A 22738-nucleotide genomic window follows, 5' to 3' on the forward strand; every position below is an offset into this window, starting at 1 on the left:
ACGAAGGAAAGAATGACAGCCAAGACGATCATCAGCCGGCCCGTTTACGGAACGCTGTCGCCGCAGCCCGGCAAGCATCATCTCTTCATCGCCGACGCGGAAGGCGCGCTGGCGATTGCCGACATGGCCGGCAAGGCGCCGCCCGACTTTTTCGACGGCGCGGAAATCGTCTTCATTCCGGGGCATCAGGGCAAGCACGTGGCGGCTCTCGAAGCGCTGAAGCCCGCGCAATTCCATATTGCGCCTTCCTTCGCCAGTCTCTTGCCGCGGCTCAAGCAGACGCTGACCAACGCTCATATGGGCCTGCGTCTCTATCTTGCCGGAACCGAAGGCCTGATCGGCCAAGCGATGCAAGTAGCGCTCGAAGCCGGCATCGACCATACCTCGATTGAGACCGAGCATCGCGGCTCGCTGGCGCGGCGCATGCAATGCGTACACTGCAAGGGCATCACCGAGAATGTGACGACGCAGCCTGCCACCTGCTCGCATTGCGGCTTGCTGCTTCTGGTGCGCGATCACTATTCGCGGCGCCTCGCGGCCTTCCAGGGCGTGTGCATCAACGCCGAGGATCGCTCCGAGAGTCCTCCGATCGAGGAGGCCTTCCGATGAGCACCGGCACCACCAAGCTCGACGTCGTTGTCAGCGACGTCGTTCCCGTCAACGATCTCGTGACCCGCTTCCATTTCCGCCGTCGCGACGGCGAGCTGCTGCCGACCTTTTCCGGCGGCGCCCACGTCGTCGTCGAGATGCGCGACGGCGACCGCACCAGGCTCAATCCCTATTCGCTGATGGGCTCGCCGCTCGACACGCGCGAATACACGATTTCCATCCGGCGCGACGATGTCGGCCGCGGCGGCTCGCTGTTCATGCACCGGCAGGTCAAGCCCGGGCTGGAGATGGTGATCAGCTATCCGGTCAATCTGTTCTCGCTGGATCTCCGGGCGAAGAAGCACCTGATGCTGGCCGGCGGCATCGGCATCACGCCGTTCATGGCGCAGACGTCGCAGCTGGCAGGCACCGGCGGCAATTTCGAATTGCACTACACCTGCCGCACGGCTTCGCTGGGGACCTATGCCGATGTCCTGCAGCAGCGCTACGGCAACCGAGTCAGGCTCTACCACGACGACCGCGAGGAGCGCATCGACCTCGAGCGGCTCTTGTCCTCGCAGCCGCTCGGCACGCATCTCTATGTCTGCGGCCCGGCCGGCATGATCAACTGGGTGCGCGATCGCGCGGCTAGCCTCGGATGGCCGCCGGAGACCGTGCATTTCGAACATTTCGCGGCCCCGCAGCCCGGCGCGCCGTTCGACGTGACCTTGGCCGTCAGCGGCAAGACGATTCGCGTCGGCGAGCAGCAGAGCCTGCTTGAGGCGATCGAAGCCGCCGGCGTCGACCCACCTTATCTCTGCCGCGGCGGCGTTTGCGGCCAGTGCGAGACCAATGTGATCTCCTTCGACGGCAAATTCATCCACAACGATCACTGGCTGAGCGAGGAAGATCACCGTTCCGGCTGCAAGATCATGCCTTGCGTCTCGCGCTTCGAGGGCAAGTCGCTGGTCCTGGAAAGATAGGAGGCGTCAATGGGCATCACCTTTCGCAAGGAAACGTTTCGCGACGATTTCACCTTCAAGAACAGTCCGGAGCACATCAGGCGCTTTCCCTTCCCGTTCAACGAAGATGCCTACATGTATGCGGTCAACATCGAGCCGCATGTCGTCGGGCCCAAGGGCAGCGTGCTCGAGAACCTTATCGACGTCGACGAGCATTATGTCGCCGAGATGCAAGACCGCGCGCTGGTGCTGGCCGAGGATCCGCTGCGCTGCCAGTCGCTACCGCACATGACTTTGGCCGGCTGGGACCTGCTCGAGCTTCTGATGGAGCAGCAGGCGCTCGGCTATCCCGAGCATTTCACGCTGGAGCGAAACGGCGATCGCTGGCGCTGGATCAACCGGCCGCTCGGCATCGACGACACCTTCACCTTCGGCGACACCTCGACGCTGCCCTACGGGCCGATGGAGTACATCACCCGCCAGAGCCAGGGCGATTTCTGTATCCTCGACCAGCGCGACGGCAATCTGTGGATGGACGCCGGCATGGTCACCACCCAGGCCGACTGGTCGCTCGACTTCGACATCGGCATGAACTTCTTCGAATGGCACGCGCCGGTGCCGCTGGCGCATGAGAAGGGCATCTTCACCCGCGCGCTGAAATTCCTCACCAATATCCAGCAGGGCAAGCCGGCGAGGCGCCTCAACTGGACGATGACCATCAATCCGCGCCTCGACACCAGCCCCGAGAACTATCACAAATGGGGTCCGGACCGCGCCACCGTCACGCCGGAGAATGTCGGCGACAAGGTGCATCTGCGCGTCGAATTGCAAAGCTTCTGGCGGCTGCCGCGCTCCAACAGCATCGTCTTCCCGATCCGCTGCTACCTAATCAAGATGGACGAGCTGGTCACGCAGCCGAAATGGGCGCGCCGCCTGCACCGCGTCATCCGCGACCTGCCGGAAGAGCTCGCCACCTATAAGGGCCTGACACGATATAGGCCGACGCTGGTGGAATGGCTGTCGAAGCTCGACGACGGCAGCCCGACGAGTCCAGGGTTTGGGCCGGATTAGAAGCTGCCAATCTCCCCCCTTGTGGGGGAGATGCCCGGCAGGGCAGAGGGGGGCGCGAAGGAACGCCAGCCGTGCCTGCCTCGGGCGAAACACCAACAACGACGACCCGAAGGTCGCGACTGCGACGATTGATGGGTCGGCGGGACAGCGCCCCCCTCTGGCCTGCCGGCCATCTCCCCACGAGGGGCGAGATCAGCCAATCACCCGGCGCTGTTTTGCGGATAGCAAATGATCGACAGATACCGCATCGGCAGCCGCGTCAGCTCTTCCGGGCCGTGCGGCGCGTCGGCGTCGAAGAACAGGCTGTCGCCCGGTTTCATCGGATAGAGGTTGTTGCCGTGCCGGTAAACGACCTCGCCCTCGAGCATGTAGAGGAATTCCATGCCCGCATGCTGGAAGGTCGGGAACACGTCCGAATTCTCGGTCAATGTGATGAGATAGGGCTCGACGACAACGCCGCTGGTGTTGGCGCCGATATGTCCGAGCAGGTTGTACTGGTGGCCGGCGCGGGTGCCGCGCCGCTCGACATCGACGCCTTCGCCGGCCTTGACGAAGACGGCGCTGTGCTCTTCCTCGAAACGCCGGAAGAACGCGGTCACCGGAACGCCCAGCGCCCGCGACAGCGCCTGCAATGTCGTCAGCGACGGCGAGGTGATACCGTTTTCGATCTTCGACAGCATGCCGAGCGAAATGTCGGTGGCGGTGGCGAGATCGGCGACGGTGATGCCGAGCTTCTTGCGGAACGCGCGCACCTCATGGCCGATCGCCACTTCCAGCACTTTCTCGCGCGTGTCGCGGATGGCGTGCGGGTTTTGCGTCAACGGCGCGCGTATCGTGCGCCCAGCGGCCGAAACGCGCTTTAGCGGCGCCTTGCCCTTCGCTGCCGCATCGGTGGTCCTGGTGCCGGAATTCTTGTTCGCCATGTCGCCCCCGACTCTCGCGGATTTATTTCACTCAAGGTGAACATATTCGGTGGCGATACAAGAGCGCAACCGCGACGGCAAGCCGCTGGATTGCAGGACGCGCCTGCTTCAACGTGACGCCGCCGCCTTTGCGCGCAAAAACCGTTTCACGCAAATGCCGTCGCAGATGTTTGTTGACAGCACCAAAGACCCAATTACTGTCACTGGGAGTGAAATTTGTTTCGTAGGAGCAATTCCAGGAAAAATGTCGAACGGTTTTCCACCCGGAATTGCGTCAAGAAAAAAGTCGAATCAAAAAAGGAGGAGGCCCGCAATGAAATCTCGTGTCGCCGTCATCGGAGCCGGACCGTCGGGCCTGGCCCAGCTAAGGGCCTTCAAGTCGGCCGCCGACAAGGGCGCCGAGATCCCGGAAATCGTCTGCTTCGAAAAGCAGAGCGACTGGGGCGGCCTGTGGAATTACACTTGGCGCACCGGCCTCGACGAGCATGGCGATCCGGTGCACGGCTCGATGTACCGCTATCTGTGGTCGAACGGCCCGAAGGAATGCCTCGAATTCGCCGACTACACCTTCGAGGAACATTTCGGCCGGCCGATCGCTTCTTATCCGCCGCGTGCCGTGTTGTGGGACTACATCAAGGGCCGCGTCGAGAAATCCGGCCTGCGCGAATGGGTGCGCTTCAACAGCCCGGTGCGCATGGTGACCTATTCCGACGAGACCGAGAAGTTCACCGTCACCGCGCATGATCGCACCAACGACGTGACCTACTCGGAGGAATTCGACAACGTCGTGGTCGCTTCAGGCCATTTCTCGGTGCCCAATGTGCCCTTCTTCGACGGTTTCCCCACCTTCAACGGCCGCATCCTGCACAGCCACGATTTCCGCGACGCCATGGAATTCAAGGGCAAGGACATCTTGATCATCGGCCGCTCCTATTCGGCCGAGGATATCGGTTCGCAATGCTATAAATACGGCGCCAAATCGATCACCTCCAGCTACCGTTCCAAGCCGATGGGCTTCAAATGGCCGGAGAACTGGAAGGAGGTGCCGCTGCTGCAGAAGATCGTCGGCAAGACCGCGCATTTCAAGGACGGCACGACCAAGGATGTCGATGCTATCATCCTGTGCACCGGCTACCTGCATTCCTTCCCGTTCCTCACCGACGACCTCAAGCTCAAGACTGCCAACCGGATGTGGCCGCTCGATCTCTATGAAGGCGTCGTCTGGGAAAAGAACCCTAAGCTTTTCTATATCGGCATGCAGGACCAGTTCTACACCTTCAACATGTTCGACGCGCAGGCCTGGTATGCGCGCGACGTCATCATGGGCCGCATAAAGCTGCCATCCTCCGAAGCGATGGCCGAGCACGGCGCCAAGTGGCGGGCGCGCGAGGAGACGCTGGAGGACGCCGAGCAGATGATCTGGTTCCAGGGCGACTACACCAAGGAACTGATGGACCAGACCGACTATCCGGGCTTCGACGTCGAGGCGGTCAACCGCACCTTCATGGAGTGGGAGCACCACAAGATGGAAGACATCATGACCTTCCGAGACAATGCCTACCGCTCGCTGATGACAGGCACCATGGCGCCGGTCCACCATACGCCCTGGCTGCAGGCGCTGGACGATTCCATGGAAAGTTATCTCGAGGTGAAGGGCGTGGCGGCCGAGTAGCACGGCGCGCTGGCGCCAACGTTCTCAGACTCGACCCGCCTGATCTTCAGCCGATCTCGAAGAAGGGTTTGCCGAGCAGGCCAGGGTCCACATCGATGCCAAGGCCGGGGCCGTCGGGAACGCCGATATGGCTGCCGGTCACCGGCGGTGCGTTCCTGGCCGTACGAACCGTCACCCATTCGTGGAAGGCGATGGCGTGCAGCCGGCGCTCCTGCGGCGTCGACAGCGACAGATGCGCCATGGCCGCGGTGTCGATCTCGGCGCCGCCGGTGTCCTCCACCGTGACCATAAAGCCGAGATCGACTGCGACGTCGCGGATCAGGCGGGTCTGCGTGACGCCGCCCAGCCGCGAGATCTTCAGCGTCAGCCCGTCGGCGGCGCCGCGGCGGTGGATTTCCAGCATCTCGCCCAGCGAGGTGACGGATTCGTCGAGCACCATCGGCTTGTTGAGCATGCGGCGCACCGACATGTTCTCCTCGATCGTCGTGCATGGCTGCTCGAACGTGTAGTCGATGCCGCGCGTGGCGTCGGCGAACTGGCGCGCCTGGTAAGGCGTCCAGCCGGCATTGGCGTCGCAGAAGATCACCGTGCCCTTCGGCACGGCGGCGGCCACCGCCGTAACCCGCTCGATATCGTCGCGCACATTGCCGCCGATCTTGACCTGCAGGCGCCGGCAGCCTTCAGCGATGATCCTTTTGGCAAGTGCGGCCATCTGATCGAGCGTGCCGTGGGTTACGACCCGGTAGGTCTCCGCCATGTCGCTCTCGCGGCCGCCGAGCATGGTGACCAGCGGCACGCCGGCGGCGCGGGCAGTGAGATCCCAGCACGCCATGTCGAGCGCTGACTTGATATAGGGATGGCCCTTGAATGCCGTGTCCATCAGCCGGCCGATGCCGGCAAGGCCGCGTGGATCCTGGCCGATGAGATGCGGCGCGATCTCCGGCACGCCCGCGCGTGTGCCCGCGGGAAACGCGGCCGAGTAGAAATTGCCGAGCGGCGCCATCTCGCCCCAGCCGGTAATGCCGCTGTCCGACGTGATGGCGACGATCACCGCGTCGAAGCAGTCGGCGATCCGCCCCTTGGACATGCGGTAGGGTCCGTCCACGAAGGGCTGCACGACATGATAGGCCTTGATGCTCTTGATCTTCACGTTTGTGTCCGTTGCAGGTCAGGTCATATTCCGGTGAACCGGCTGCAAGACAATCAGGTTGTCGACAATCCAACAAGGGAGCTAGCTGCGGATTCTGACTCCGGTGGTCGCGGCCCGACAATTACAAGGCTCGGGCGCGCTTCTTGAGATACCGCCGCGCCGCTCAGTCGTCAGGCTGTGTTGCTACTTTCTCGACCACCTCTGGGCTGACATGCATGAAAGTCAGCTCGAAGGGAGACGGCAGAGCATCCGCCGATTCTTCGCCTCTTTGGATTGCATCTTTGACGACTGCGGCATGCATTCCTTCAATCATGGCAGCCAGGCCGTTGCGAGACTTGAATGCAGGACTTGAATGATTGTCATTCTCATCAAAGTGCGAAAATGCGCTGCGCACATGTATCTCAAAACATTCTTGAGGCGGAGCCTCGCTTATCCTTGACAACTCAGTGGCCAATTTTTGCAAAGCGTCGCGTGTCATATAGACGGTCAGGCCCGTGCAATCGATATACAAAGCCATGGTGTTTGCTGACATGAGGTGTCTTCCGTTAGGATGCCGATACTGACGTGTTGCCTCGACGACCTTACCGCTGTGAATACCGCGCAAGCTAGGGCGCTGTTGCCGGTTGGTATTGCGGACTCAGTGCTGCCCAACGAAACGGCGCCCTCGACGTGGGTATCGAGGGCGCCGTCGGGCCGGAAACTGATGGGGGTTATCAGCTGGCCGGTTTCGGTTGCGGCAAGGGAGAAACCGGCATTCCGGGTCCGATCTTCTGCAAATTGCCCGTGATCACCTGGTCGGTCTCCGAGATGCCGGAGGTCACGGAAATCAGGTCGCCGTCGGTCGGGCCGAGCGAGACCAGCTTCTGGTCGACGGTGTTGCCCTTGCCGATGACATAGAGGTATTTGCCAAGCTGGCTGGAACCCAGCGCCACCTGCGGCACCATCAGCGTGTTGGGCTGTTCCTTCACATGCAGCCGCACCCGCACATATTGTCCGGGCAGCAGCGTGAACTTGGCGTTGCCGATGGTGGCGCGCGCCGTGATCGTGCCGGTCGAATGATCGATCGTGTTGTCGATGAAGGTCAGCTCGCCCTTCTGGCTGGGCTGGGTCTCGCCGGGCAACAGCACGTCGACGGCGATCGGACCGGCGGCCTTCGCCTGCCCAATCTGCACGAGATCGCTCTCGCTCGGATTGAAGGTCACATAGATCGGATCGAGCTGCACCAGCGTGTTGAGCACCGTGCCGGCGACGCTGACCAGCGTGCCGACCGAAGCCTGGTTGCGGCCGATGCGGCCCGAGAAGGGCGCCTTGATCTCGGCATAGCCGAGATTGAGCTCGGCCGTCCGCACCGCCGCCTGGTCGACGGCAAGGGCGGCCTGGGCCGCGCGCAGATTGCTGGTGCGCTGGTCGAAGCTGTCCTTGTCGAGATAGCCGGCCTTGGCAAGGTCGGTGCCGCGGCCGAGGTTGGATTTTGCATAGTCGAGCGTCGCGCTATCGCGCTGCACCTGCGCCTTCGCCTGCTCCAGCGCGGCCTGATAGTCGTCGGGCGCGATACGATAGAGCAGGTCGCCCTGCTTGACGTCGCTGCCGTCGGCAGCCGTCTGCTCCTGCAGATAGCCCGGCACGCGCGCCTGCAGCGTGATGCTGCGGATCGACTCCACCCGCGCGGCGTAGTCGAGATAGATCGGCAGCGTCTTCTTCACGACATTCACCACCGGCACCGGCATGACGAAGGCCGCCGGCGCCGGCGCGGCACCCGCTGCGCCGCCGCTCAAATTGCCCATGTCGAGAAAGTGCACGCTGGCCACCGAGATCGCGCCGAGCGCGACGGCCGTTCCCAAGGCGATTTTCCATCTACGCATAATTGATCTCCAATCTTATTCGGCCGCCTGGGCGACCTATTCAGCCGCCTGGGCGAGCGGCTGAGGCGCCGGCTCGGCGGTCGGTTCAATTTCGTCTTGCCGAGGCGCATCGTCGTGCGCCTTGGCAGGTTCGCTTTCGCCACGTTCGCGCAACTGCTCGATCACGGCGTAGAAGACAGGCACGAAGACCAGCGACAGGATCGTCGCCGCCACCATGCCGCCGAAGACGGTGGTGCCGATCGATTGCCGGCTGGCTGCACCGGCGCCCGTCGCGAACATCAGCGGCAGCACGCCGAGGATGAAGGCGAAGGCGGTCATCAGGATCGGCCGCAGTCTGAGCCTTGCCGCTTCCATCGCCGCTTCGACGATGGTGAGACCCTCCTCGCGCCGGCGTCTGGCGAACTCGACAATCAGGATCGCGTTCTTCGCCGCCAGGCCGATCAGCATGACGAAGCCGATCTGCGAGTAGACGTCGATCTGCATGCCGCGCAGCATCAGCACCACGAAGGCGCCGAACAAAGCGAGCGGCACGGCCAGCAGCACCATGAAAGGCATCGCCCAGCTTTCATACTGCGCCGCCAGGATCAGGAAGACGAAGACGATCGCCAGCCCGAACACGACCGAGGCGATCGATCCGGCCTTGAGCTCCTGGAAAGTGATGCCAGTCCATTCGTAGCCGAAGTCGCGCGGCAGCACATTCGCCGCCGCCCGCTCCATGGCTGCCACCGCCTGTCCGGACGAGAAGCCGGGGGCAGCGCCGCCATTGATCAGGGCCGAGGCGTTGTTGTTGTAATGCGGCACGGTCTCCGGCCCGACGATCGGCACCAGTCTGCCCAGCGTGCTCAGCGGCACCATGCCGCCCGACGCGTTGCGCACATAGAGCCGCGAGATGTCGGTGGCGTCGGCGCGCGCGTCCTTGTCGGCCTGGATGGTCACGCGGAAGGTGCGGCCGAACAGGTTGAAGTCGTTGACGTAGAGCGAGCCGAGATAGATCTGCAGCGTGTTGAAGACGTCCGGCAGGTTGAGGCCGAGCAGCTTCGCCTTGCTGCGGTCGAGGTCGTAGTTGAACTGCGGCGTCGAGGTCGAGAAGGATGAGAACAGCTGCTGCGGGTTGAGCTCCGGCTGCTTGCGCGCCTCGGCGAGCAGCGCCTGCGTGACGTCGTTCAGCGCCGCACTGCCGCGCCCGGACAAATCCTCGACCTGGAACTCGAAGCCGCCGGTGGTGCCGATGCCCGGGATCGAAGGCGGATCGAAGGAGAGCGCGAAGGCATCCGGCATCTGCAGAAGCTTGCCGCGCACCTGCTCGACCAGTTTCGAGGCGCTCTGGTCAGGACCGCGTTCGTCCCATGGCTTCAGGATCGCGAACTCCACCGCGGAATTCGACTGGGCGGCGCTGGTCAGGAAGTTCAGCCCGCTGATCGAGCCGACGATGTCGACGCCGGGCGTGTTCTGCAGGATATCGCGCGCCCTTTGCGCCACCGCGTCGGTACGCTCCAAGGAAGCGCCGTCCGGCAGCTGGATGACGACGAAGAAATAGCCCTGGTCTTCCACGGGAAGGAAGGTCGAAGGCAGTTTCTGCCAGACGAAATAGGTGGCGACGAGGCCGGCCGCGAACAGGACGAGCATGGCCCAGCGCAGCTTGATCAGGAGGCGCACGCCATGCGCATAGGCATGCGACAGCCAGTCGAAGCCGGCGTTGAACCAGCGGAACAGCACGAACTGGGTCTCGCCGCGATGGCGCAGGAATGCCGCGCTCAGCGCCGGCGAGAGCGTCAGCGAGTTGAAGGCGGAGATGCCGACGGAGATCGCGACGGTCAGCGCGAACTGGTTGTAGAGCCGGCCGGAGACGCCCGGGATGAAGGCGACGGGAACGAACACCGCCATCAGCACCGCCGTGGTGGCGATGATCGGCCCGGTCACCTCGGCCATCGCCGCGCGCGTCGCGGCAAGCGGCTTGAGCCCGGCTTCCAGCTGTCGCTCGACATTTTCGACCACGACGATCGCGTCGTCGACGACAAGGCCGATCGCCAGCACCATGCCGAGCAGCGAGAGCATGTTGAGCGAGAAGCCCAGCATGTACATCACCGCCAGCGTCGCGATCAGCGAAACGGGAATGGCGATGGTCGGGATGATGGTGGTGCGCCAGCTCTGCAGGAAGATGAACACCACCGCCACGACCAGCACCAGCGCTTCGCCGAGCGTGATCAGCACGTCATGCATCGAGGCCGACACGAAGCGCGTCGTGTCGTAATGCATGGCGTAGCTGACGCCCTTCGGGAAACGCTGCGACAGCTCCTGCATCTTGTCCTTGACCCGCTGCTGCAGGTCGAGCGCGTTGGAGCCGGGCATCTGGTAGACGGCCAAAACCACGGTCGGGTCCTTGCCGAAGAAGGCGGAGGAAGAATATTGCAGCGCGCCGAGCTCGATGCGGGCGACGTCGCGCAGCCGCACAAGCGACCCGTTCTGCGAATTGGCGCGCACGACGATGTCGCCGAATTCCTTCGGGTCGCTCAGGCGGCCCACCGCATTGACCTGCATCTCGAAGGCGGTGCCGGCGGGCGCCGGCGACTGGCCGATCTTGCCGGCCGCCACCTGCACGTTCTGTTCGGCGATGGCGTTCTGCACGTCGACAGCGGTGATGCCGAGATTGGCAAGCTTGTCCGGATCGAGCCAGACGCGCATCGAATAACGGCGCTCGCCGAAGATCTGCACGTCGCCGACGCCCGGCAGGCGCTTCAGCGGATCGACCACCTGCAGATAGGCGAGGTTGCTCAGCGCCACCGGATCGACCGAGCCGTCCGGCGAGGTCAGGTCGACGATCAGCACGAAATTGGGGTTCTGCTTCTTGATCGTCACGCCGCCCTGGTTGACGATGGCCGGCAGGGAGGATGCCGCTTGGCTGACGCGGTTCTGCACGTCGACGGCCGCCGTGCTCAGCGGATAGCCGACGTCGAAGGTGATGGTGATGGTGGACGAGCCGTCATTCGAGCTTGTCGACGACATGTAGGTCATGCCTTGCACGCCGTTGATCTGCTGCTCGAGCGGGGTGGTGACCGTATCGGCCACGACCTGGGCGCTGGCGCCGGGATAATGCGCGCTGACCACGACCTGCGGCGGCGTGATGTCGGGGAACTGCGAGACGGGCAAGAGGAAATAGGCGATCGCACCGGCGAGCACCATGATGATGGCGATCGCCGACGCGAAGATCGGGCGGTGGATGAAGAAGTTCACCATGATGCGGACGCCTCGCCGAACGGGTTTGCGAAATGGCGCAGGCGCCGGGCCCGGCCGGAGCCGGAATCCCGCAGGAAGGATGGCGGGATGTTGCCCGGCGCCTGGTCGGCCGCGCGCTGGCGCAGCATCCGTTCGAAGGCTTTGGGGTCGATCCCGTCCGCCTTCATCACCAGCCGGATCATCGGATCCCGGATGGCTTCGTCGATCGTCAGGTCTTTGCGCTTTTGCATAGGAGTGGCTCCTTGCTCGGTCCGCATCGCTCGATCACGGACCGCTTTTTCTCGTTCTTCACCGGCCAAAGCCGCATGACAGGCAGGTTTTGCGTCCCATCTCACTCTGGCAGGGCTATCGGAGGGCCTTGTCGTTTGACGGCGAGTGATATAGGTGTTACCAGTAAGTAACATGCTGGAAGTTACAGACCGGTAACACCCTAGTCAAGAGGTGGCGACGGTTTTTTTGGAAACGACGAAAGGAGAGCATGATGACTGACGGCGTTGCGGAGCGTTCCCGTCCCCGGGATCGAATCCTGGAGACGGCGCAGGACATGTTCCACAAGCACGGCATCAAGGGTGTGGGCGTCGACGCCATCACCGAGGCTGCCGGCACCAACAAGATGACGCTTTACCGTCACTTCGAGTCCAAGGACGAATTGATCGTCGAATGCCTGCGCGCAACGGCGGCGAAGGCTTCGAGGATCTGGGACGAGTTCGAGGCCAAGCATCCCGGCGATAAGCTCGCCCAGTTGCATGCTTGGGTCCAAAAGGCTTCGGAGCTGCTGAGCGCCGACAGCCGCGGCTGCGATATGGCCAATGCCGCCGTCGAGCTCACCGAGACCGATCACCCGGCAAGGCGCGTCATCAAGGAACTGAAGGAGGCCCAGCGCGAAAAGCTGGTCGCCCTTTGCCGCGATGCCGGCATCGGCCAGGCCGAGCTTCTCGCCGACACGCTGTCGCTGCTGCTCGAAGGCGCGCGCGTCTCGATGCAGAGCGTCGGCGCCGAAGGTCCGAGCGCGCAATTCGTGCGCATGGCCGAAAGCCTGATTGCTTCGTTCCGGGCGCGCTGAAGGACGACTCCCCCTCATCCGGCCGCTTCGCGGCCACCTTCTCCCCGAGGGGAGAAGAGGTTGGCGCCGGCGCTGACGATCTCCTCTCCCCTAGGGGAGAGGTCGGATTGCCCGAATTGCTTTGCAATTCGGTTTGGCAATCCGGGTGAGGGGGGATTCCTCGCGCTCCGTCTCTTTGCGGGCAAAGAAAAAGCCCGCTGCCGGGAGGAGGTGGCAGCGGGCTCGATTTCGAATACGGCACGGGAGGAGGTGTACCGCACTCAGCGTCGGCATCACATCTGGGAGGAGGAGACGGCCGACACCCAGATAAATACGAGGTGCCTAACGATTCGGCAATTGCGAAACCTGCATAGCTGCTGTGCAGAATTGCGGGATCAATCGTCAGACAAATCTGCCAATGCCGCCGTAGACGCGCAAGACCGTCCCAACACCCATCACGTCGAGATCGATGCCCTGTGCAGGTCGCAAGGATCTGTTGGTATTTTTAAAGTTCAACTGATATTAGTTAATTGCTGAGCGGATATTGGACGACGGGGGCTTCAGCATGAAGTGCTTCTGGAGCTGGTTAAAAGCCAATACAGACGAATCTCAAGGACTAGGTGCATTAGCCGGTGTCCTTGTTGCGATAATTGGCTTTGGAGTAACATACAGCCAGCTGAGGAGCGCTAATGTAACGCTCCAGGCCTCGAATGCTTACACCATCCAAAAAGATGGCCGTGAATTGCTCGATACTATCCAAGAGAACGGCTTCGTTCGTAACCTTGTCGACGGCAAGCTCAAGCCAGAGGACCAAGAGAAGGCCAGATTTGACCTTTGGAAGATGTTTAATTTCTACCTGTCGGTCTATCGTCAATCAAAGGCGGGTGGGATAGGCGACGAATTCCGGGAGTCTTACAAGCGCGATTTTTGCGGTTTCGTTAGGTTGGCCCAAGTCGATACGGAATGGAAAACGATGCTCGCCGACAAAAGTGTAAGCACCGAACATACCAAAATGAGGGAGGATTGGTGTGCTAAGAAATAGCGTTTTTGCCATTGTCACGGCCGGGCTGATGGCCGCCGGTGGTGCTAGTGCGTCCGAATTCGGAAATATTTTTGGGAGTTCGGAGGCGCGACAGGCTTCGAGTGTCGCAAGCGCTGCCGCTTTGGAGGGTATTGCGCGGTTAATCCGGGGCATCCAGGTGCGCGAACTCAGAGCGGGCGACGGCGCCGAGGATTTCTCGGCGGCGGCCAATGCATTTGCCGATGCTGCGGACAAAATGGATAAGCTTCTGGAGGGCGAATTCCCGGATACTCCATTATCCGACGAGCAAGTGGCACGAGTAAAGTCGCAGCTTGTTCCTGGAACGGAATCGTATTCTTTGGTCGAAAATTCAAAATCTATGAAAGATTTATATCGAGGATTCTCGATGAAAACTCGTCAGCTTGCTGGTCAAATGGATGGGCTATCCAAGCAGACGAATGCATTCTCCATAATCGCTCCTATGCTTGTCGACTATTTTCGGCTTGCGAACGCAGTCGTAATAGCGCAGCCAGCCTAGAGCCCAGCGAAATTTGGATATTTTTCATTGCACCGGGACGTTTTCCTTGAAGATCAGCCGCGGCTCGATGAATTTCTTCGTCAGGTATGGCGCCGATGAGGCGATGGAGCCGAGCAGGCGGATTACCGACTGCTCTGCGATCAGCCGCGCATTCTGGTCGATGACGACGTCGGCGAGATCGTCGACGAGGTAGCGGCGCGTTTCCTTGGTCAGGTCGTGGCAGATGAAGACCGGCTTCCTGCGCGGCTTGGCTTCCAGCAACGCCTTGGCCACGCCGGAGCGTCCGGCGCCGACGCAATAGATGCCGAGCAGATCCGTTTCGTCGTGCAGCGCCTTGACGGTGGCGCGGTAGCTGGCGTCCGGGTCGTCGTTGCTTTCGGCCGCGCTTGAGACCGTGAGGTCGGGAAATTCTTCGGCGAGCACCGAACGAAAGCCCATCTCGCGCTCCTCGTGGCCGCGATAGGAGCGCGAGCCGACCACCATCGCCAGATGTCCCCTACGGCCGCCGAGGAAGCGGCCCATCAGCAGCGCCGCCGTGCGGCCCGCCACCCGGTTGTCGATGCCGACATAGGCCGAGCGGGGTGCCGCCGGCACATCCGAGATCAGCGTGACCAGCCTGATCCCGGCATCGACCAGCTCGCGCAGGATGTTGCGCGTGCGTGGATGGTCGACGGCGATCACGCCGACGCCATTGGCCTTGAGCGACAGGTTCTCCACAGCGCTCTGCAGCGCGCCTGGCGAAATGCCGGCAAGGTTATGGATGCGGCAGGAGGCGACCAGCGGAAGGCGCGCCGCATAGTCCTCGATGTGATGGGCGAGATCGGCCATGAAGGCGTTGGATCCGATCGGCAGGAAGAATTCGAGGTGCGCCGGCTTCGACGGCAGCACGACCTGATCGAGCGTCGGCAGGTAGCCGAGCTGCTTGGCCGCCTCCAGCACGCGCTGCCGGTTGGCAGCGCTTGCACCAGGGCGATTGTTGAGCACCCGGTCGACGGTCGCGGTCGACAGGCCGCAGCTCCGGGCGATGTCGGCTACGGTGGCTTTCATGGGTCCAGTCATAGGCGCTGATGCAATCCTGTGCCAGCGGCGGGCGTGAAGCGGCTGCCGGCCGCCGATCCGCCTGCCGGTCAGCCCTCAGCCATGCTGCGGACCGTCTGCGATGGCGTCGCGGATTTCCTTGTCCGACATGCCGGTGATGACGCGCTCGACCTCGGCGACCGTTGTCTTTTTCGGATCGATGTCGTCGGCCACCACCTTGCCCCGGCGCATCACCACGATGCGGTCGACCACTTGGAAGACATGATGGATGTTATGCGCGATGAAGATGCAGGAATGCCCTGAATCGCGGGCGCTGCGCACGAAGCTCAAGACCCCTTGAGTCTCGGCGACGCCGAGATTGTTGGTCGGTTCGTCGAGGATGATGAGATCGCTGTCGAAATGCATGGCGCGGGCGATCGCCACGGCCTGCCGCTCGCCGCCCGACAGCGAGCCGATCGGTGTCGTCGGCGGGATGTTCTTGGTGATGCCGACCTGCTTGAGCAGGTCGCGCGCCACCGTGTTCATCGCGTCCTGGTCCATGCGGTTCAGGAAGCGCGGCGGCTTGATCGGCTCGCGCCCGAGGAACAGGTTGCGCGCGATCGACAGCTGTGTGACCAGCGCCGAATCCTGGTAGATCGTCTCGACGCCGTGGGCGATGGCGTCGCTGGTGCTGCGCAGCGTGACCTTCTTGCCGCGGATGTAGATGTCGCCGCTGGTCAGCGGCACGGCGCCCGACAACACCTTGATCAGCGTCGACTTGCCCGCGCCGTTGTCCCCCAGCAGGCCGACGATCTCCTTTTCATTGACGTGGAAATTGGCGTCCACCAGCGCCTGCACGCGCCCGTAGGACTTGCGAATATTTTCCATGCGGATGAGCGGTTCGGCCATCGTCCTAAGTTCCCGCCTGGTGCCGGCGTTCGAGCCATGAATGCAGCGCCATCATGCCGAGGATGATCGCGCCGATGAAGATATTGTAGGCGAGCCCCGGCACGCCGATCAGCACGATGCCGTTGCGCATGACGCGCAGGATCAGGATGCCAAGCACCGTGCCGATGATGGTGCCGCGCCCGCCGGTCAGCGCCGTGCCGCCGATCACCACCATGGCGATGACCTCGAGCTCGTAGCCGGTGCCGCTGTTGGGGTTCGCGGCCGAGGTGCGCAGCGACGAGATGACGCCGGCGAGCGAGGCCATCACCGCCGACAGGATGAACAGGCCGACCTTGACGCGGCTGACGTTGACGCCGCGCGCGCGGGCCGCGTTTGGATTGCCGCCGGCGGCCTGGATCCAGTTGCCGGTCCGGCTCTGAGTCAGCACATAGCCCAGCACGATCGCGGCGCCGATGAACCAGAACAGCGAGGCGTAGATGCGGAACGGTCCGACATAGAAGTCGCCGACCAGGATGTTCGCCAGCCAGCTGCCTTCCGCGCTCCAGGTGCGCTGCGGGAAACCGTCGGTGATGAACAGCGCCGAGCCGCGCACGACCAGCAGCATGCCGAGCGTCACCAGGAAGGACGGGATCTTGAGCTGCGTCACGAACCAGCCATTCACCAGCCCGATCAGGGCAGCGACGATCAGCGCGATCAGCAGGCCCATTTCCAGCGAAGTGACGCCGCTGTTGAAGAGCGTCCACATCAGCACCGGCGAGAAGCCGAACAGCGAGCCGACCGAGAGGTCGAATTCTCCGGATGTCATCAGCAAGGTCATCGCCAGCGCGATCAGGCCGAGCTCGACGGTGAAAGCCAGGATGTTGGAGATGTTCTGCGGCGACAGGAAGTCGGGATTGATGCCCCAGAAGACGACGAGCTCGACGATAAGCAGCACCAGCGGGCCGAATTCCGCCCGCGCGATGAAACTTTGAATGAAGGAACGGTTTTCCATTGAGCCCGCGGCGTGAATGATTGGCTAAAGCCCACTCCGATCAGGCAGGGCTCGACGGTACAGGAAAGCGGCCGCGGCCCGAAAGCCGCGACCGTAGATGTCAGGGACTATTTGCCGGACAGGATCTTGTCGTAGACGCCGGCGGTGTCCTTCTCATAGAGCGCGCCGGTGATGACGTTGAAGCCCGGAGGAATGCCGCTGGCGGCCATGTTGGCCAGCGAAAGCGCCACATAGCTGGTCGCCTGCGGGTCCTGCCACTGCCCGGCATTGACATAGCCGTTCAGCACTTCCTGCGTGGTGTCGAGCGAGTTGCCCCAGCCGACGACCGGGATTTCGCCCGGCTTGACGCCGGCTTGGTCGAAGACGCGCTTGATCGAGCCGGTGACGAGGTCGCCGAGGCCGATGATCGCCTTCACCTTGCCTTTGTGGGCGGTGAGATAGTCGACCATGCGGTTGATCACTTCGGCCTGGTCGAGCGTCGCTTCGGTCACCTCATAGGTGATGCCGGCCGGTCCGAACACGCTCTTGATGCCTTCCTCTTCCTGCACGCCATAGGTGGCACCGGGGACCTCGACCGGCATCCAGACGAAATCGCCCTTCTTCACCAGGCCTTTGTCGACCAGATATTGCGCCCAGTGCTTGCCGAAGGTGACGTTGTCGCCGCCGACATAGGCGTTGAAGTTGGCCTTTGGATCGGGCGTGTTGAAGTTGATGATCGGGATATTGGCTGCGCGCGCTTCCTTGACGATCTCGACAAGGCTGCCCGGATCCGGGCTGGTGGTGACGATGCCGTCGGCCTGGGCCGAGATGGCGGCGCGGACGGCCTCCTGCTGCGAGGCCACATCGCCATTGTGGAATGAGGTGTTCACCTTGTTGCCGGTGTCGCTCGCCCATTGCTTGGCGCCGGCCAGGAAGTAGGTCCAGACCGGATCGGCCGGGCCGCCATGCGAAATCCAGTAGAACGTCTTGGCCTCGGCCATCGCCGGAATGGCGATAGCCGCGATCAAGCCAAGCACGAGCAGTCTTAGCCGCGAAAGCATTCGATTTCCTCCCATGTTGAACTCTCCTCCTGGATCGACGCGATGCGGCCGTGGCCGCATCTCCTGCCCGCGCCGACCGGAACGTCTAGAGCATTCTCTTTTTCAGGCAGTGGCAAGCCTCCATCGCCAATGGATGTTGGCACAGGCGCGCGCGCCATCAGCAATCCCATCAGATTGCATCAGCAGCAGTGATATTCGTTGGGACAAACAACACCATCGACCATCCGCTGCGCGGATTGGCCTCCAGGCAACCGCCTTCTGGTGCGGCGTTAGATCAGACCCGCCTTGGCCAGGTCGCGCATCAGATGGCTGGCGCCATAGGTCCAGTGCGGGCAGTCCGGCGACAGCCGTACGCGGTTGGTGAGCGCGCCGAGCTTTTCCGACGAGATGGTGACGATGTCGCCGACCTTGTGGGTAAAGCCCTTGCCCTTCTCGCCGCGGTCCTTCGAGGGCACGAACATGGTGCCGAGATAGAGCGCCAGCCCGTCCGGATACTGGTGGTGCGGGCCCATCGCCGCCTTGACCAGTTCCTCCGGCGAACGGCTGATTTCGGCCATCGAGCTCGCGCCCTCCAGCGAGAAGCCGTCCTCGCCCTCGACGCTGAGCCGCACCGTGGCGCGCTTCACGTCGGCGATGGAGAAGGTTTCGTCGAAGAGGCGGATGAACGGCCCGAGCGAGGCGGAAGCATTGTTGTCCTTGGCCTTGCCGAGGAGCAGCGCCGAGCGTCCCTCGACATCGCGCAGATTGACGTCGTTGCCGAGCGTGGCGCCGACGATGCGACCCGAGCTGTCGGCGATCATGGCGATCTCGGGCTCCGGATTGTTCCAGGTGGAGACGGGATGCAGCCCGACATCGGCGCCGAAGCCGACGGAAGCCATCGGCTGGCATTTGGTGAAGATCTCGGCGTCCGGGCCGATGCCCACTTCGAGATATTGCGACCATGCCCCGCGCGAGATCAGCTTGGCCTTGATCTCCATCGCTTCCGGCGAGCCGGGCTTTAGCTTCGACAGATCGTGGCCGATCAGTCCGGCGATGTCGGCGCGGATGGCGTCGGCCTTTTCGGCCGAACCGCGCGCCTGCTCCTCGATGACGCGCTCGAGCAGGCTGACGACGAAGGTGACGCCGGAGGCCTTCACCGCCTGCAGGTCGACGGGCGACAGCAGGATGGGCTTCCCGGCATCACGTTCGGCCTCGAAGCTGTTCGCCGCAATCTCTTCCAGCGCGCCGATCGCCTTGCCCTTGGCCGAGCGCAGATAATCAGCCGGATCCTTCAACTCGCAAAGATCGCGCACCGTAGCCGCAGCGCTCGAGGTGATGTCGATCACCTCGCCGTCCCGCACCGTCACCACCAGCGGATGGGAAGCGGCGCTGGTCTTGGCGCGGCCGACGAAAATTCCATCGGCGGGCAGGCGGGTCGGATCGGTCATGGCATCATCCTCTCAATTTTTCGCGCGCGGCACTTTTCCCCGATTTCGCGGAAACGTCTATCCCGCCAGCCGCAACATTTATGACCATGCATGTGCTGTCACACAGCCACGGCCGAACTGGCCCATCGAAGCGTTCTTTCAAATTTATGAAATCGGCGATAGGATTTTCACGAAGCTCCAGCGTATAGGTGACCTTCTTGGCCGCAGCCTTCTCCGATCCGATCTGGCAAAAGCCCCAGGCGGCCACGGCGTTCCAGTCGGAGCTTTCGGCCGGTGCCACGCTGGACGCGGTCATCGTCGGCGGCGGCATAATGGGGCTGTCGACCGCGCTCCATGCAGCCCGCGCGGGCCTTTCCGTTCAGGTGCTGGACGCCGGCGCGATCGGGCAGGGCGCTTCGGGCCTCAATGGCGGCCAGGTCATTCCCGGCCTTAAATACGATCCGGAGTGGCTGATCGAGCGCTTCGGCAAGGAGCGCGGCGAAGCCCTGGTCGCGTTCGCCGCCGCGACGGCCGATGCCGTGTTCGATGTGATCCGCGACGAGAGGCTGGCGGTGCCGTTCACGCGCAACGGCTGGATCCAGGCGGCCCACACCGAGACCGCGCTGAAGGCAGCGGCGAACCGGGATCGCCAATGGCGCTCGCGCGGCGCCGACGTCGAGCTGCTCGACCGGGCCCAGATCGCGGCAATGACCGGCGCCCGGGGTTATCTCGGCGGCTGGCTCGACCGCCGCGCCGGCGTCATCGATCCGCTGTCCTACACGCTCGAGCTCGCCCGCGTCGCGTCGGCCGCTGGCGCCAGCATCGCCGAGCAGCAGCGGGTGGTGAAGCTCTCCAAGGATGCCAGCGCCTGGCGGGTTTCGACGCAAGGCGGCGCCGAATTGCGCGCCAAGGCCGTCGTGCTCGCCACCAACGCCTACACGGACGGCCTGCTGCCGGGCCTTGCTCAGACGATCGTGCCGCTGCATTCCTTCCAGATCACCACCGCGCCGCTGCCGCCGGAGCTTGCCGCAAGCATCCTGCCGGGCGGGCAGGCCGTTTCCGATTCTCGTCGTATCCTTGTCTATTACCGCCGGAGTCCCGATGGCCGGATGGTGCTGGGCGGTCGCGGCCGCATGGCGCTGCCTTCAAGCGCCGCCGATTGGGCGCATTGCGAACGCGCGCTCATCCGCCTCTATCCGGCGCTTGCCGACATCGCCATCGAAAAGCGCTGGTTCGGCCGCGTGGCGCTGACGCCGGACCACCTGCCGCATCTGCATGAACCGGAAAAAGGCCTGCTCGCGGTCGTCGGCTGCCAGGGCAGGGGCGTCGGCCTGATGAGCGCGCTGGGCAAGCGCATGGCCAACTACCTTGCAAGCGGCGACGTGCGGCAGTTGCCGTTTCCGCTGTCGCCGATCAAGCCGATCCCATTCCACGCCTTCCGTCAGGTCGGGGTTGCCGCGGCAATCACCTGGTACCGCATGCTCGATGCGTTCGAACGCTGACGCCGAATCGGTGCAGCGCACAAGCGAATCTGCTTGACAGTTTCATGAATATGAAAAAGCATCAGGTGATTTCAAAAATCCGATGGAGCCAACAGGCACTTCGATGTCGACCATCGCCGCAACACGGCCCTTGCCGGAAAACCGCATCTCGCCGGTCTTCCGCTTCGCCATGCTGCTGCCGGGTGGGCTGGTCACCTTCTTCCTCATCCTGTTCGCGCTCGGCCTGGTGGTCTTCCTCGCCTTCAGGGGCAATGACGGCTCGCTGCTCGGGGTTGGCCTGACGGTCGAAAATTTCGTCACCGTCGTCACCGATCCGCTCTATTGGACGGTGACGCTGCGCTCGCTGGTCATTGCCGGCCTGGTGACGCTCGCCACCGTGATCACCGCCTATCCGGTCGCTTATTACCTCGCCTTTCATGCCGGCCGCCGCCGCAACCTGCTGCTCTTCCTGGTCACGCTGCCGTTCTGGACCAGCTACCTTTTGCGCGTCTTCGCCTGGAAGATCGTGCTTGCCTATAATGGCGTGCTGAATTCCGCCTTCGTCGAGACCGGCCTTTGGAAGGAGCCGACGCTCGCCTTCCTCAACACGCCGGCCGCGGTCGTGGTGACACTCGCCCACGCCTACGCGCCCTTCGCCATTCTGCCGATCTATGTGGCGCTGGACACGATCCCCAAATCGCTGCTCGAAGCCGCCTCCGATCTCGGCGCGCGGCCCTTCACCAGCTTCCGCCGCGTCGTGCTGCCCAATTCGATGCCGGGCGTTCTGGCGGCGGCGCTCGTCGTCTTCGTGCCGACCGTCGGCGACTATGTCACGCCGGCCATGGTCGGCGGTCCGGCCAGCACCATGATCGGCACGCTGATCCAGTCGCAATTCGGCAAGGCCAATGACTGGCCGTTCGGCGCCGCGCTCTCGGTCTGCGTCATGCTGGTCATCCTGTGCGTGGTGCTGGTCGCGCGCGGCGCCGACCGCCGGTTTGGCAGCCGCACATGAGCGCCTGGGCAGACACCAAAAGCGACGGCCGCTGGCTCGGCCTCTATGTGCTTGGCTATCTCGTCTTCCTCTATCTGCCGGCGCTTTTGATCCCGCTGTTTTCCTTCAACAACTCGATCCAGGCGGCGTTTCCGCTGCAAGGCTTCACGCTCGAATGGTACCGCACGCTTTACGGCAACCCAGCACTGTCCGGCGCCTTGGCCAACAGCCTGGTCATCGGTGTCATCGCCGCCTTCGGCGCGACGCTCTGCGGCATCACGGTGTCCTATATGGACCTTTACGGCCGCTCGCCGATCGCTGCCACCATCAGCGCCATCGCCCGGCTGCCGATCCTGATCCCCGGCGTCATCGTCGGCATTTCGCTTTTGATCCTGGTCAATCTGATCGGCCTCGGCCCATCGCGCGTTTCCATCGTGCTCGGCCACATCCTCGTCGCGCTGCCGACGACGGTCGTGGTGATGCGCAGCCGCTTCGCCGCCATCTCCAAGACGATCCGCGAGGCGGCACTCGATCTTGGTGCTTCCGACTGGACGACGTTCCGGCGCGTGATGCTGCCGCTGAGTGCGCCCGCCGTGCTGTCGGCCTTCATGCTCTCTTTCCTGATTTCCTTCGACGAGTTCATCGTCGTCTTTTTCCTCGCCGGCACCGAGCCTACGCTGCCGCTCTACATCTGGAGCCAACTGCGCTTCCCGCGCTCGCTGCCGACCGTGATGGCGCTCGGCACCGTGATCCTCACTGTCTCCTTCGTCATCGCCGGCACCGCCGAAATCCTTCGCCACCGCGGCCTCGGCGCCGCGCGCCGCAATCCAGCCTGAACCA

The 22738-nt window shown here is 63.2% G+C and carries 21 protein-coding genes; 10 read left to right on the top strand and 11 right to left on the bottom strand.

What is annotated here, in order from left to right; all coding sequences use genetic code 11:
* Positions 1 to 12 precede the first annotated feature (12 nt).
* Genes FJ419_RS14535 through FJ419_RS14545 form a run of 3 tightly spaced genes read left to right on the top strand, consistent with a single transcriptional unit; the run spans position 13 to position 2621 of the window.
* On the top strand, positions 13 to 609 hold the full coding sequence (locus tag FJ419_RS14535) for a dimethylamine monooxygenase subunit DmmA family protein (protein WP_140693772.1): 597 nt from the start codon (positions 13 to 15) through the stop codon (positions 607 to 609).
* Positions 606 to 1571 (top strand): PDR/VanB family oxidoreductase, encoded by a 966-nt coding sequence (locus tag FJ419_RS14540; protein ID WP_140693777.1) that lies wholly within the window; start codon positions 606 to 608, stop codon positions 1569 to 1571. Before FJ419_RS14535 ends, FJ419_RS14540 begins: the two co-directional genes overlap by 4 nt.
* 9 nt (positions 1572 to 1580) lie before the next feature.
* Positions 1581 to 2621, top strand: a complete 1041-nt coding sequence (locus FJ419_RS14545) for a DUF3445 domain-containing protein (RefSeq protein ID WP_140693781.1) — start codon at positions 1581 to 1583, stop codon at positions 2619 to 2621.
* A 200-nt stretch (positions 2622 to 2821) separates the two neighbouring features.
* Here the strand turns inward: FJ419_RS14545 and FJ419_RS14555 are convergent, their stop codons facing one another.
* Complete coding sequence (locus FJ419_RS14555) at positions 2822 to 3544, bottom strand: XRE family transcriptional regulator (RefSeq protein WP_140693791.1); 723 nt, start codon at positions 3542 to 3544, stop codon at positions 2822 to 2824.
* Between the two features lie 313 nt (positions 3545 to 3857).
* Between FJ419_RS14555 and FJ419_RS14560 the strand changes: the two genes are divergently transcribed.
* Positions 3858 to 5216 carry an NAD(P)/FAD-dependent oxidoreductase gene (locus FJ419_RS14560; protein WP_140693796.1) on the top strand — a complete coding sequence of 453 codons (1359 nt, stop codon included), beginning with the start codon at positions 3858 to 3860 and terminating at the stop codon, positions 5214 to 5216.
* 46 nt (positions 5217 to 5262) lie between these two features.
* Here FJ419_RS14560 and FJ419_RS14565 read toward each other — a convergent pair whose 3' ends face one another.
* The 5 genes from FJ419_RS14565 to FJ419_RS14585 all read right to left on the bottom strand — a co-directional run bounded on the left by FJ419_RS14565 (position 5263) and on the right by FJ419_RS14585 (position 11692).
* Complete coding sequence (locus tag FJ419_RS14565; protein WP_140693801.1) at positions 5263 to 6366, bottom strand: mandelate racemase/muconate lactonizing enzyme family protein; 1104 nt, start codon at positions 6364 to 6366, stop codon at positions 5263 to 5265.
* Positions 6367 to 6529: 163 nt separating this feature from the next.
* The gene (locus tag FJ419_RS14570) at positions 6530 to 6898 is read right to left on the bottom strand and encodes a hypothetical protein (protein WP_140693806.1); all 369 of its coding nucleotides are present in this window, start codon (positions 6896 to 6898) and stop codon (positions 6530 to 6532) included.
* Between the two features lie 181 nt (positions 6899 to 7079).
* Positions 7080 to 8228: an efflux RND transporter periplasmic adaptor subunit gene (locus tag FJ419_RS14575; RefSeq protein ID WP_140693811.1), complete on the bottom strand. Its 1149-nt coding sequence runs from the start codon at positions 8226 to 8228 to the stop codon at positions 7080 to 7082.
* A gap of 36 nt (positions 8229 to 8264) precedes the next feature.
* Positions 8265 to 11462 (bottom strand): multidrug efflux RND transporter permease subunit, encoded by a 3198-nt coding sequence (locus FJ419_RS14580; RefSeq protein WP_140693817.1) that lies wholly within the window; start codon positions 11460 to 11462, stop codon positions 8265 to 8267.
* Positions 11456 to 11692, bottom strand: coding sequence for a hypothetical protein (locus tag FJ419_RS14585; RefSeq protein WP_140693821.1), 237 nt, complete (start codon positions 11690 to 11692; stop codon positions 11456 to 11458). Before FJ419_RS14585 ends, FJ419_RS14580 begins: the two co-directional genes overlap by 7 nt.
* A gap of 251 nt (positions 11693 to 11943) precedes the next feature.
* Between FJ419_RS14585 and FJ419_RS14590 the strand changes: the two genes are divergently transcribed.
* The 3 genes from FJ419_RS14590 (at position 11944) to FJ419_RS14600 (ending at position 14063) form a co-directional block, all read left to right on the top strand.
* Positions 11944 to 12525 carry a TetR/AcrR family transcriptional regulator gene (locus FJ419_RS14590; RefSeq protein ID WP_140544202.1) on the top strand — a complete coding sequence of 194 codons (582 nt, stop codon included), beginning with the start codon at positions 11944 to 11946 and terminating at the stop codon, positions 12523 to 12525.
* Between the two features lie 544 nt (positions 12526 to 13069).
* On the top strand, positions 13070 to 13546 hold the full coding sequence (locus FJ419_RS14595) for a hypothetical protein (RefSeq protein ID WP_140693826.1): 477 nt from the start codon (positions 13070 to 13072) through the stop codon (positions 13544 to 13546).
* Positions 13533 to 14063, top strand: a complete 531-nt coding sequence (locus tag FJ419_RS14600) for a hypothetical protein (protein ID WP_140693831.1) — start codon at positions 13533 to 13535, stop codon at positions 14061 to 14063. The genes FJ419_RS14595 and FJ419_RS14600 overlap by 14 nt, the downstream gene beginning before the upstream one ends.
* Positions 14064 to 14087: 24 nt before the next feature.
* Here the strand turns inward: FJ419_RS14600 and FJ419_RS14605 are convergent, their stop codons facing one another.
* The 5 genes from FJ419_RS14605 to FJ419_RS14625 form a co-directional block, all read right to left on the bottom strand.
* On the bottom strand, positions 14088 to 15110 hold the full coding sequence (locus FJ419_RS14605) for a LacI family DNA-binding transcriptional regulator (RefSeq protein ID WP_140693836.1): 1023 nt from the start codon (positions 15108 to 15110) through the stop codon (positions 14088 to 14090).
* Positions 15111 to 15197: 87 nt separating this feature from the next.
* Positions 15198 to 15989, bottom strand: a complete 792-nt coding sequence (locus FJ419_RS14610; RefSeq protein WP_140693842.1) for an ATP-binding cassette domain-containing protein — start codon at positions 15987 to 15989, stop codon at positions 15198 to 15200.
* A gap of 4 nt (positions 15990 to 15993) precedes the next feature.
* Positions 15994 to 16980 (bottom strand): ABC transporter permease, encoded by a 987-nt coding sequence (locus FJ419_RS14615; RefSeq protein ID WP_140634641.1) that lies wholly within the window; start codon positions 16978 to 16980, stop codon positions 15994 to 15996.
* 107 nt (positions 16981 to 17087) lie between these two features.
* Positions 17088 to 18020: a substrate-binding domain-containing protein gene (locus tag FJ419_RS14620; RefSeq protein ID WP_140693847.1), complete on the bottom strand. Its 933-nt coding sequence runs from the start codon at positions 18018 to 18020 to the stop codon at positions 17088 to 17090.
* A gap of 269 nt (positions 18021 to 18289) precedes the next feature.
* Positions 18290 to 19447, bottom strand: a complete 1158-nt coding sequence (locus FJ419_RS14625; RefSeq protein ID WP_140693852.1) for a fumarylacetoacetate hydrolase family protein — start codon at positions 19445 to 19447, stop codon at positions 18290 to 18292.
* A gap of 197 nt (positions 19448 to 19644) precedes the next feature.
* Between FJ419_RS14625 and FJ419_RS14630 the strand changes: the two genes are divergently transcribed.
* The 3 genes from FJ419_RS14630 to FJ419_RS14640 all read left to right on the top strand — a co-directional run bounded on the left by FJ419_RS14630 (position 19645) and on the right by FJ419_RS14640 (position 22734).
* A complete protein-coding gene (locus FJ419_RS14630) occupies positions 19645 to 20928 on the top strand; it encodes an FAD-dependent oxidoreductase (protein WP_140693856.1) in 1284 nt (427 codons plus the stop codon).
* A 103-nt stretch (positions 20929 to 21031) separates the two neighbouring features.
* Complete coding sequence (locus tag FJ419_RS14635; RefSeq protein ID WP_140693861.1) at positions 21032 to 21919, top strand: ABC transporter permease; 888 nt, start codon at positions 21032 to 21034, stop codon at positions 21917 to 21919.
* Positions 21916 to 22734, top strand: a complete 819-nt coding sequence (locus tag FJ419_RS14640; protein WP_140693866.1) for an ABC transporter permease — start codon at positions 21916 to 21918, stop codon at positions 22732 to 22734. Before FJ419_RS14635 ends, FJ419_RS14640 begins: the two co-directional genes overlap by 4 nt.
* Positions 22735 to 22738: the final 4 nt, after the last annotated feature.

The organism is Mesorhizobium sp. B2-6-2 (genome assembly GCF_006440615.1).
Classification (GTDB): Bacteria; Pseudomonadota; Alphaproteobacteria; order Rhizobiales; family Rhizobiaceae; genus Mesorhizobium.

Excerpts from the sequence above, each read along its gene's own strand:
- FJ419_RS14535 (WP_140693772.1), top strand. The coding sequence starts at position 13 with ATGACAGCCAAGACGATCATCAGCCGGCCCGTTTACGGAACGCTGTCG.
- FJ419_RS14540 (WP_140693777.1), top strand. The coding sequence starts at position 606 with ATGAGCACCGGCACCACCAAGCTCGACGTCGTTGTCAGCGACGTCGTT.
- FJ419_RS14545 (WP_140693781.1), top strand. The coding sequence starts at position 1,581 with ATGGGCATCACCTTTCGCAAGGAAACGTTTCGCGACGATTTCACCTTC.
- FJ419_RS14555 (WP_140693791.1), bottom strand. The coding sequence starts at position 3,544 with ATGGCGAACAAGAATTCCGGCACCAGGACCACCGATGCGGCAGCGAAG.
- FJ419_RS14560 (WP_140693796.1), top strand. The coding sequence starts at position 3,858 with ATGAAATCTCGTGTCGCCGTCATCGGAGCCGGACCGTCGGGCCTGGCC.
- FJ419_RS14570 (WP_140693806.1), bottom strand. The coding sequence starts at position 6,898 with ATGTCAGCAAACACCATGGCTTTGTATATCGATTGCACGGGCCTGACC.
- FJ419_RS14575 (WP_140693811.1), bottom strand. The coding sequence starts at position 8,228 with ATGCGTAGATGGAAAATCGCCTTGGGAACGGCCGTCGCGCTCGGCGCG.
- FJ419_RS14580 (WP_140693817.1), bottom strand. The coding sequence starts at position 11,462 with ATGGTGAACTTCTTCATCCACCGCCCGATCTTCGCGTCGGCGATCGCC.
- FJ419_RS14585 (WP_140693821.1), bottom strand. The coding sequence starts at position 11,692 with ATGCAAAAGCGCAAAGACCTGACGATCGACGAAGCCATCCGGGATCCG.
- FJ419_RS14590 (WP_140544202.1), top strand. The coding sequence starts at position 11,944 with ATGACTGACGGCGTTGCGGAGCGTTCCCGTCCCCGGGATCGAATCCTG.
- FJ419_RS14595 (WP_140693826.1), top strand. The coding sequence starts at position 13,070 with ATGAAGTGCTTCTGGAGCTGGTTAAAAGCCAATACAGACGAATCTCAA.
- FJ419_RS14605 (WP_140693836.1), bottom strand. The coding sequence starts at position 15,110 with ATGAAAGCCACCGTAGCCGACATCGCCCGGAGCTGCGGCCTGTCGACC.
- FJ419_RS14610 (WP_140693842.1), bottom strand. The coding sequence starts at position 15,989 with ATGGCCGAACCGCTCATCCGCATGGAAAATATTCGCAAGTCCTACGGG.
- FJ419_RS14615 (WP_140634641.1), bottom strand. The coding sequence starts at position 16,980 with ATGGAAAACCGTTCCTTCATTCAAAGTTTCATCGCGCGGGCGGAATTC.
- FJ419_RS14620 (WP_140693847.1), bottom strand. The coding sequence starts at position 18,020 with ATGCTTTCGCGGCTAAGACTGCTCGTGCTTGGCTTGATCGCGGCTATC.
- FJ419_RS14625 (WP_140693852.1), bottom strand. The coding sequence starts at position 19,447 with ATGACCGATCCGACCCGCCTGCCCGCCGATGGAATTTTCGTCGGCCGC.
- FJ419_RS14635 (WP_140693861.1), top strand. The coding sequence starts at position 21,032 with ATGTCGACCATCGCCGCAACACGGCCCTTGCCGGAAAACCGCATCTCG.
- FJ419_RS14640 (WP_140693866.1), top strand. The coding sequence starts at position 21,916 with ATGAGCGCCTGGGCAGACACCAAAAGCGACGGCCGCTGGCTCGGCCTC.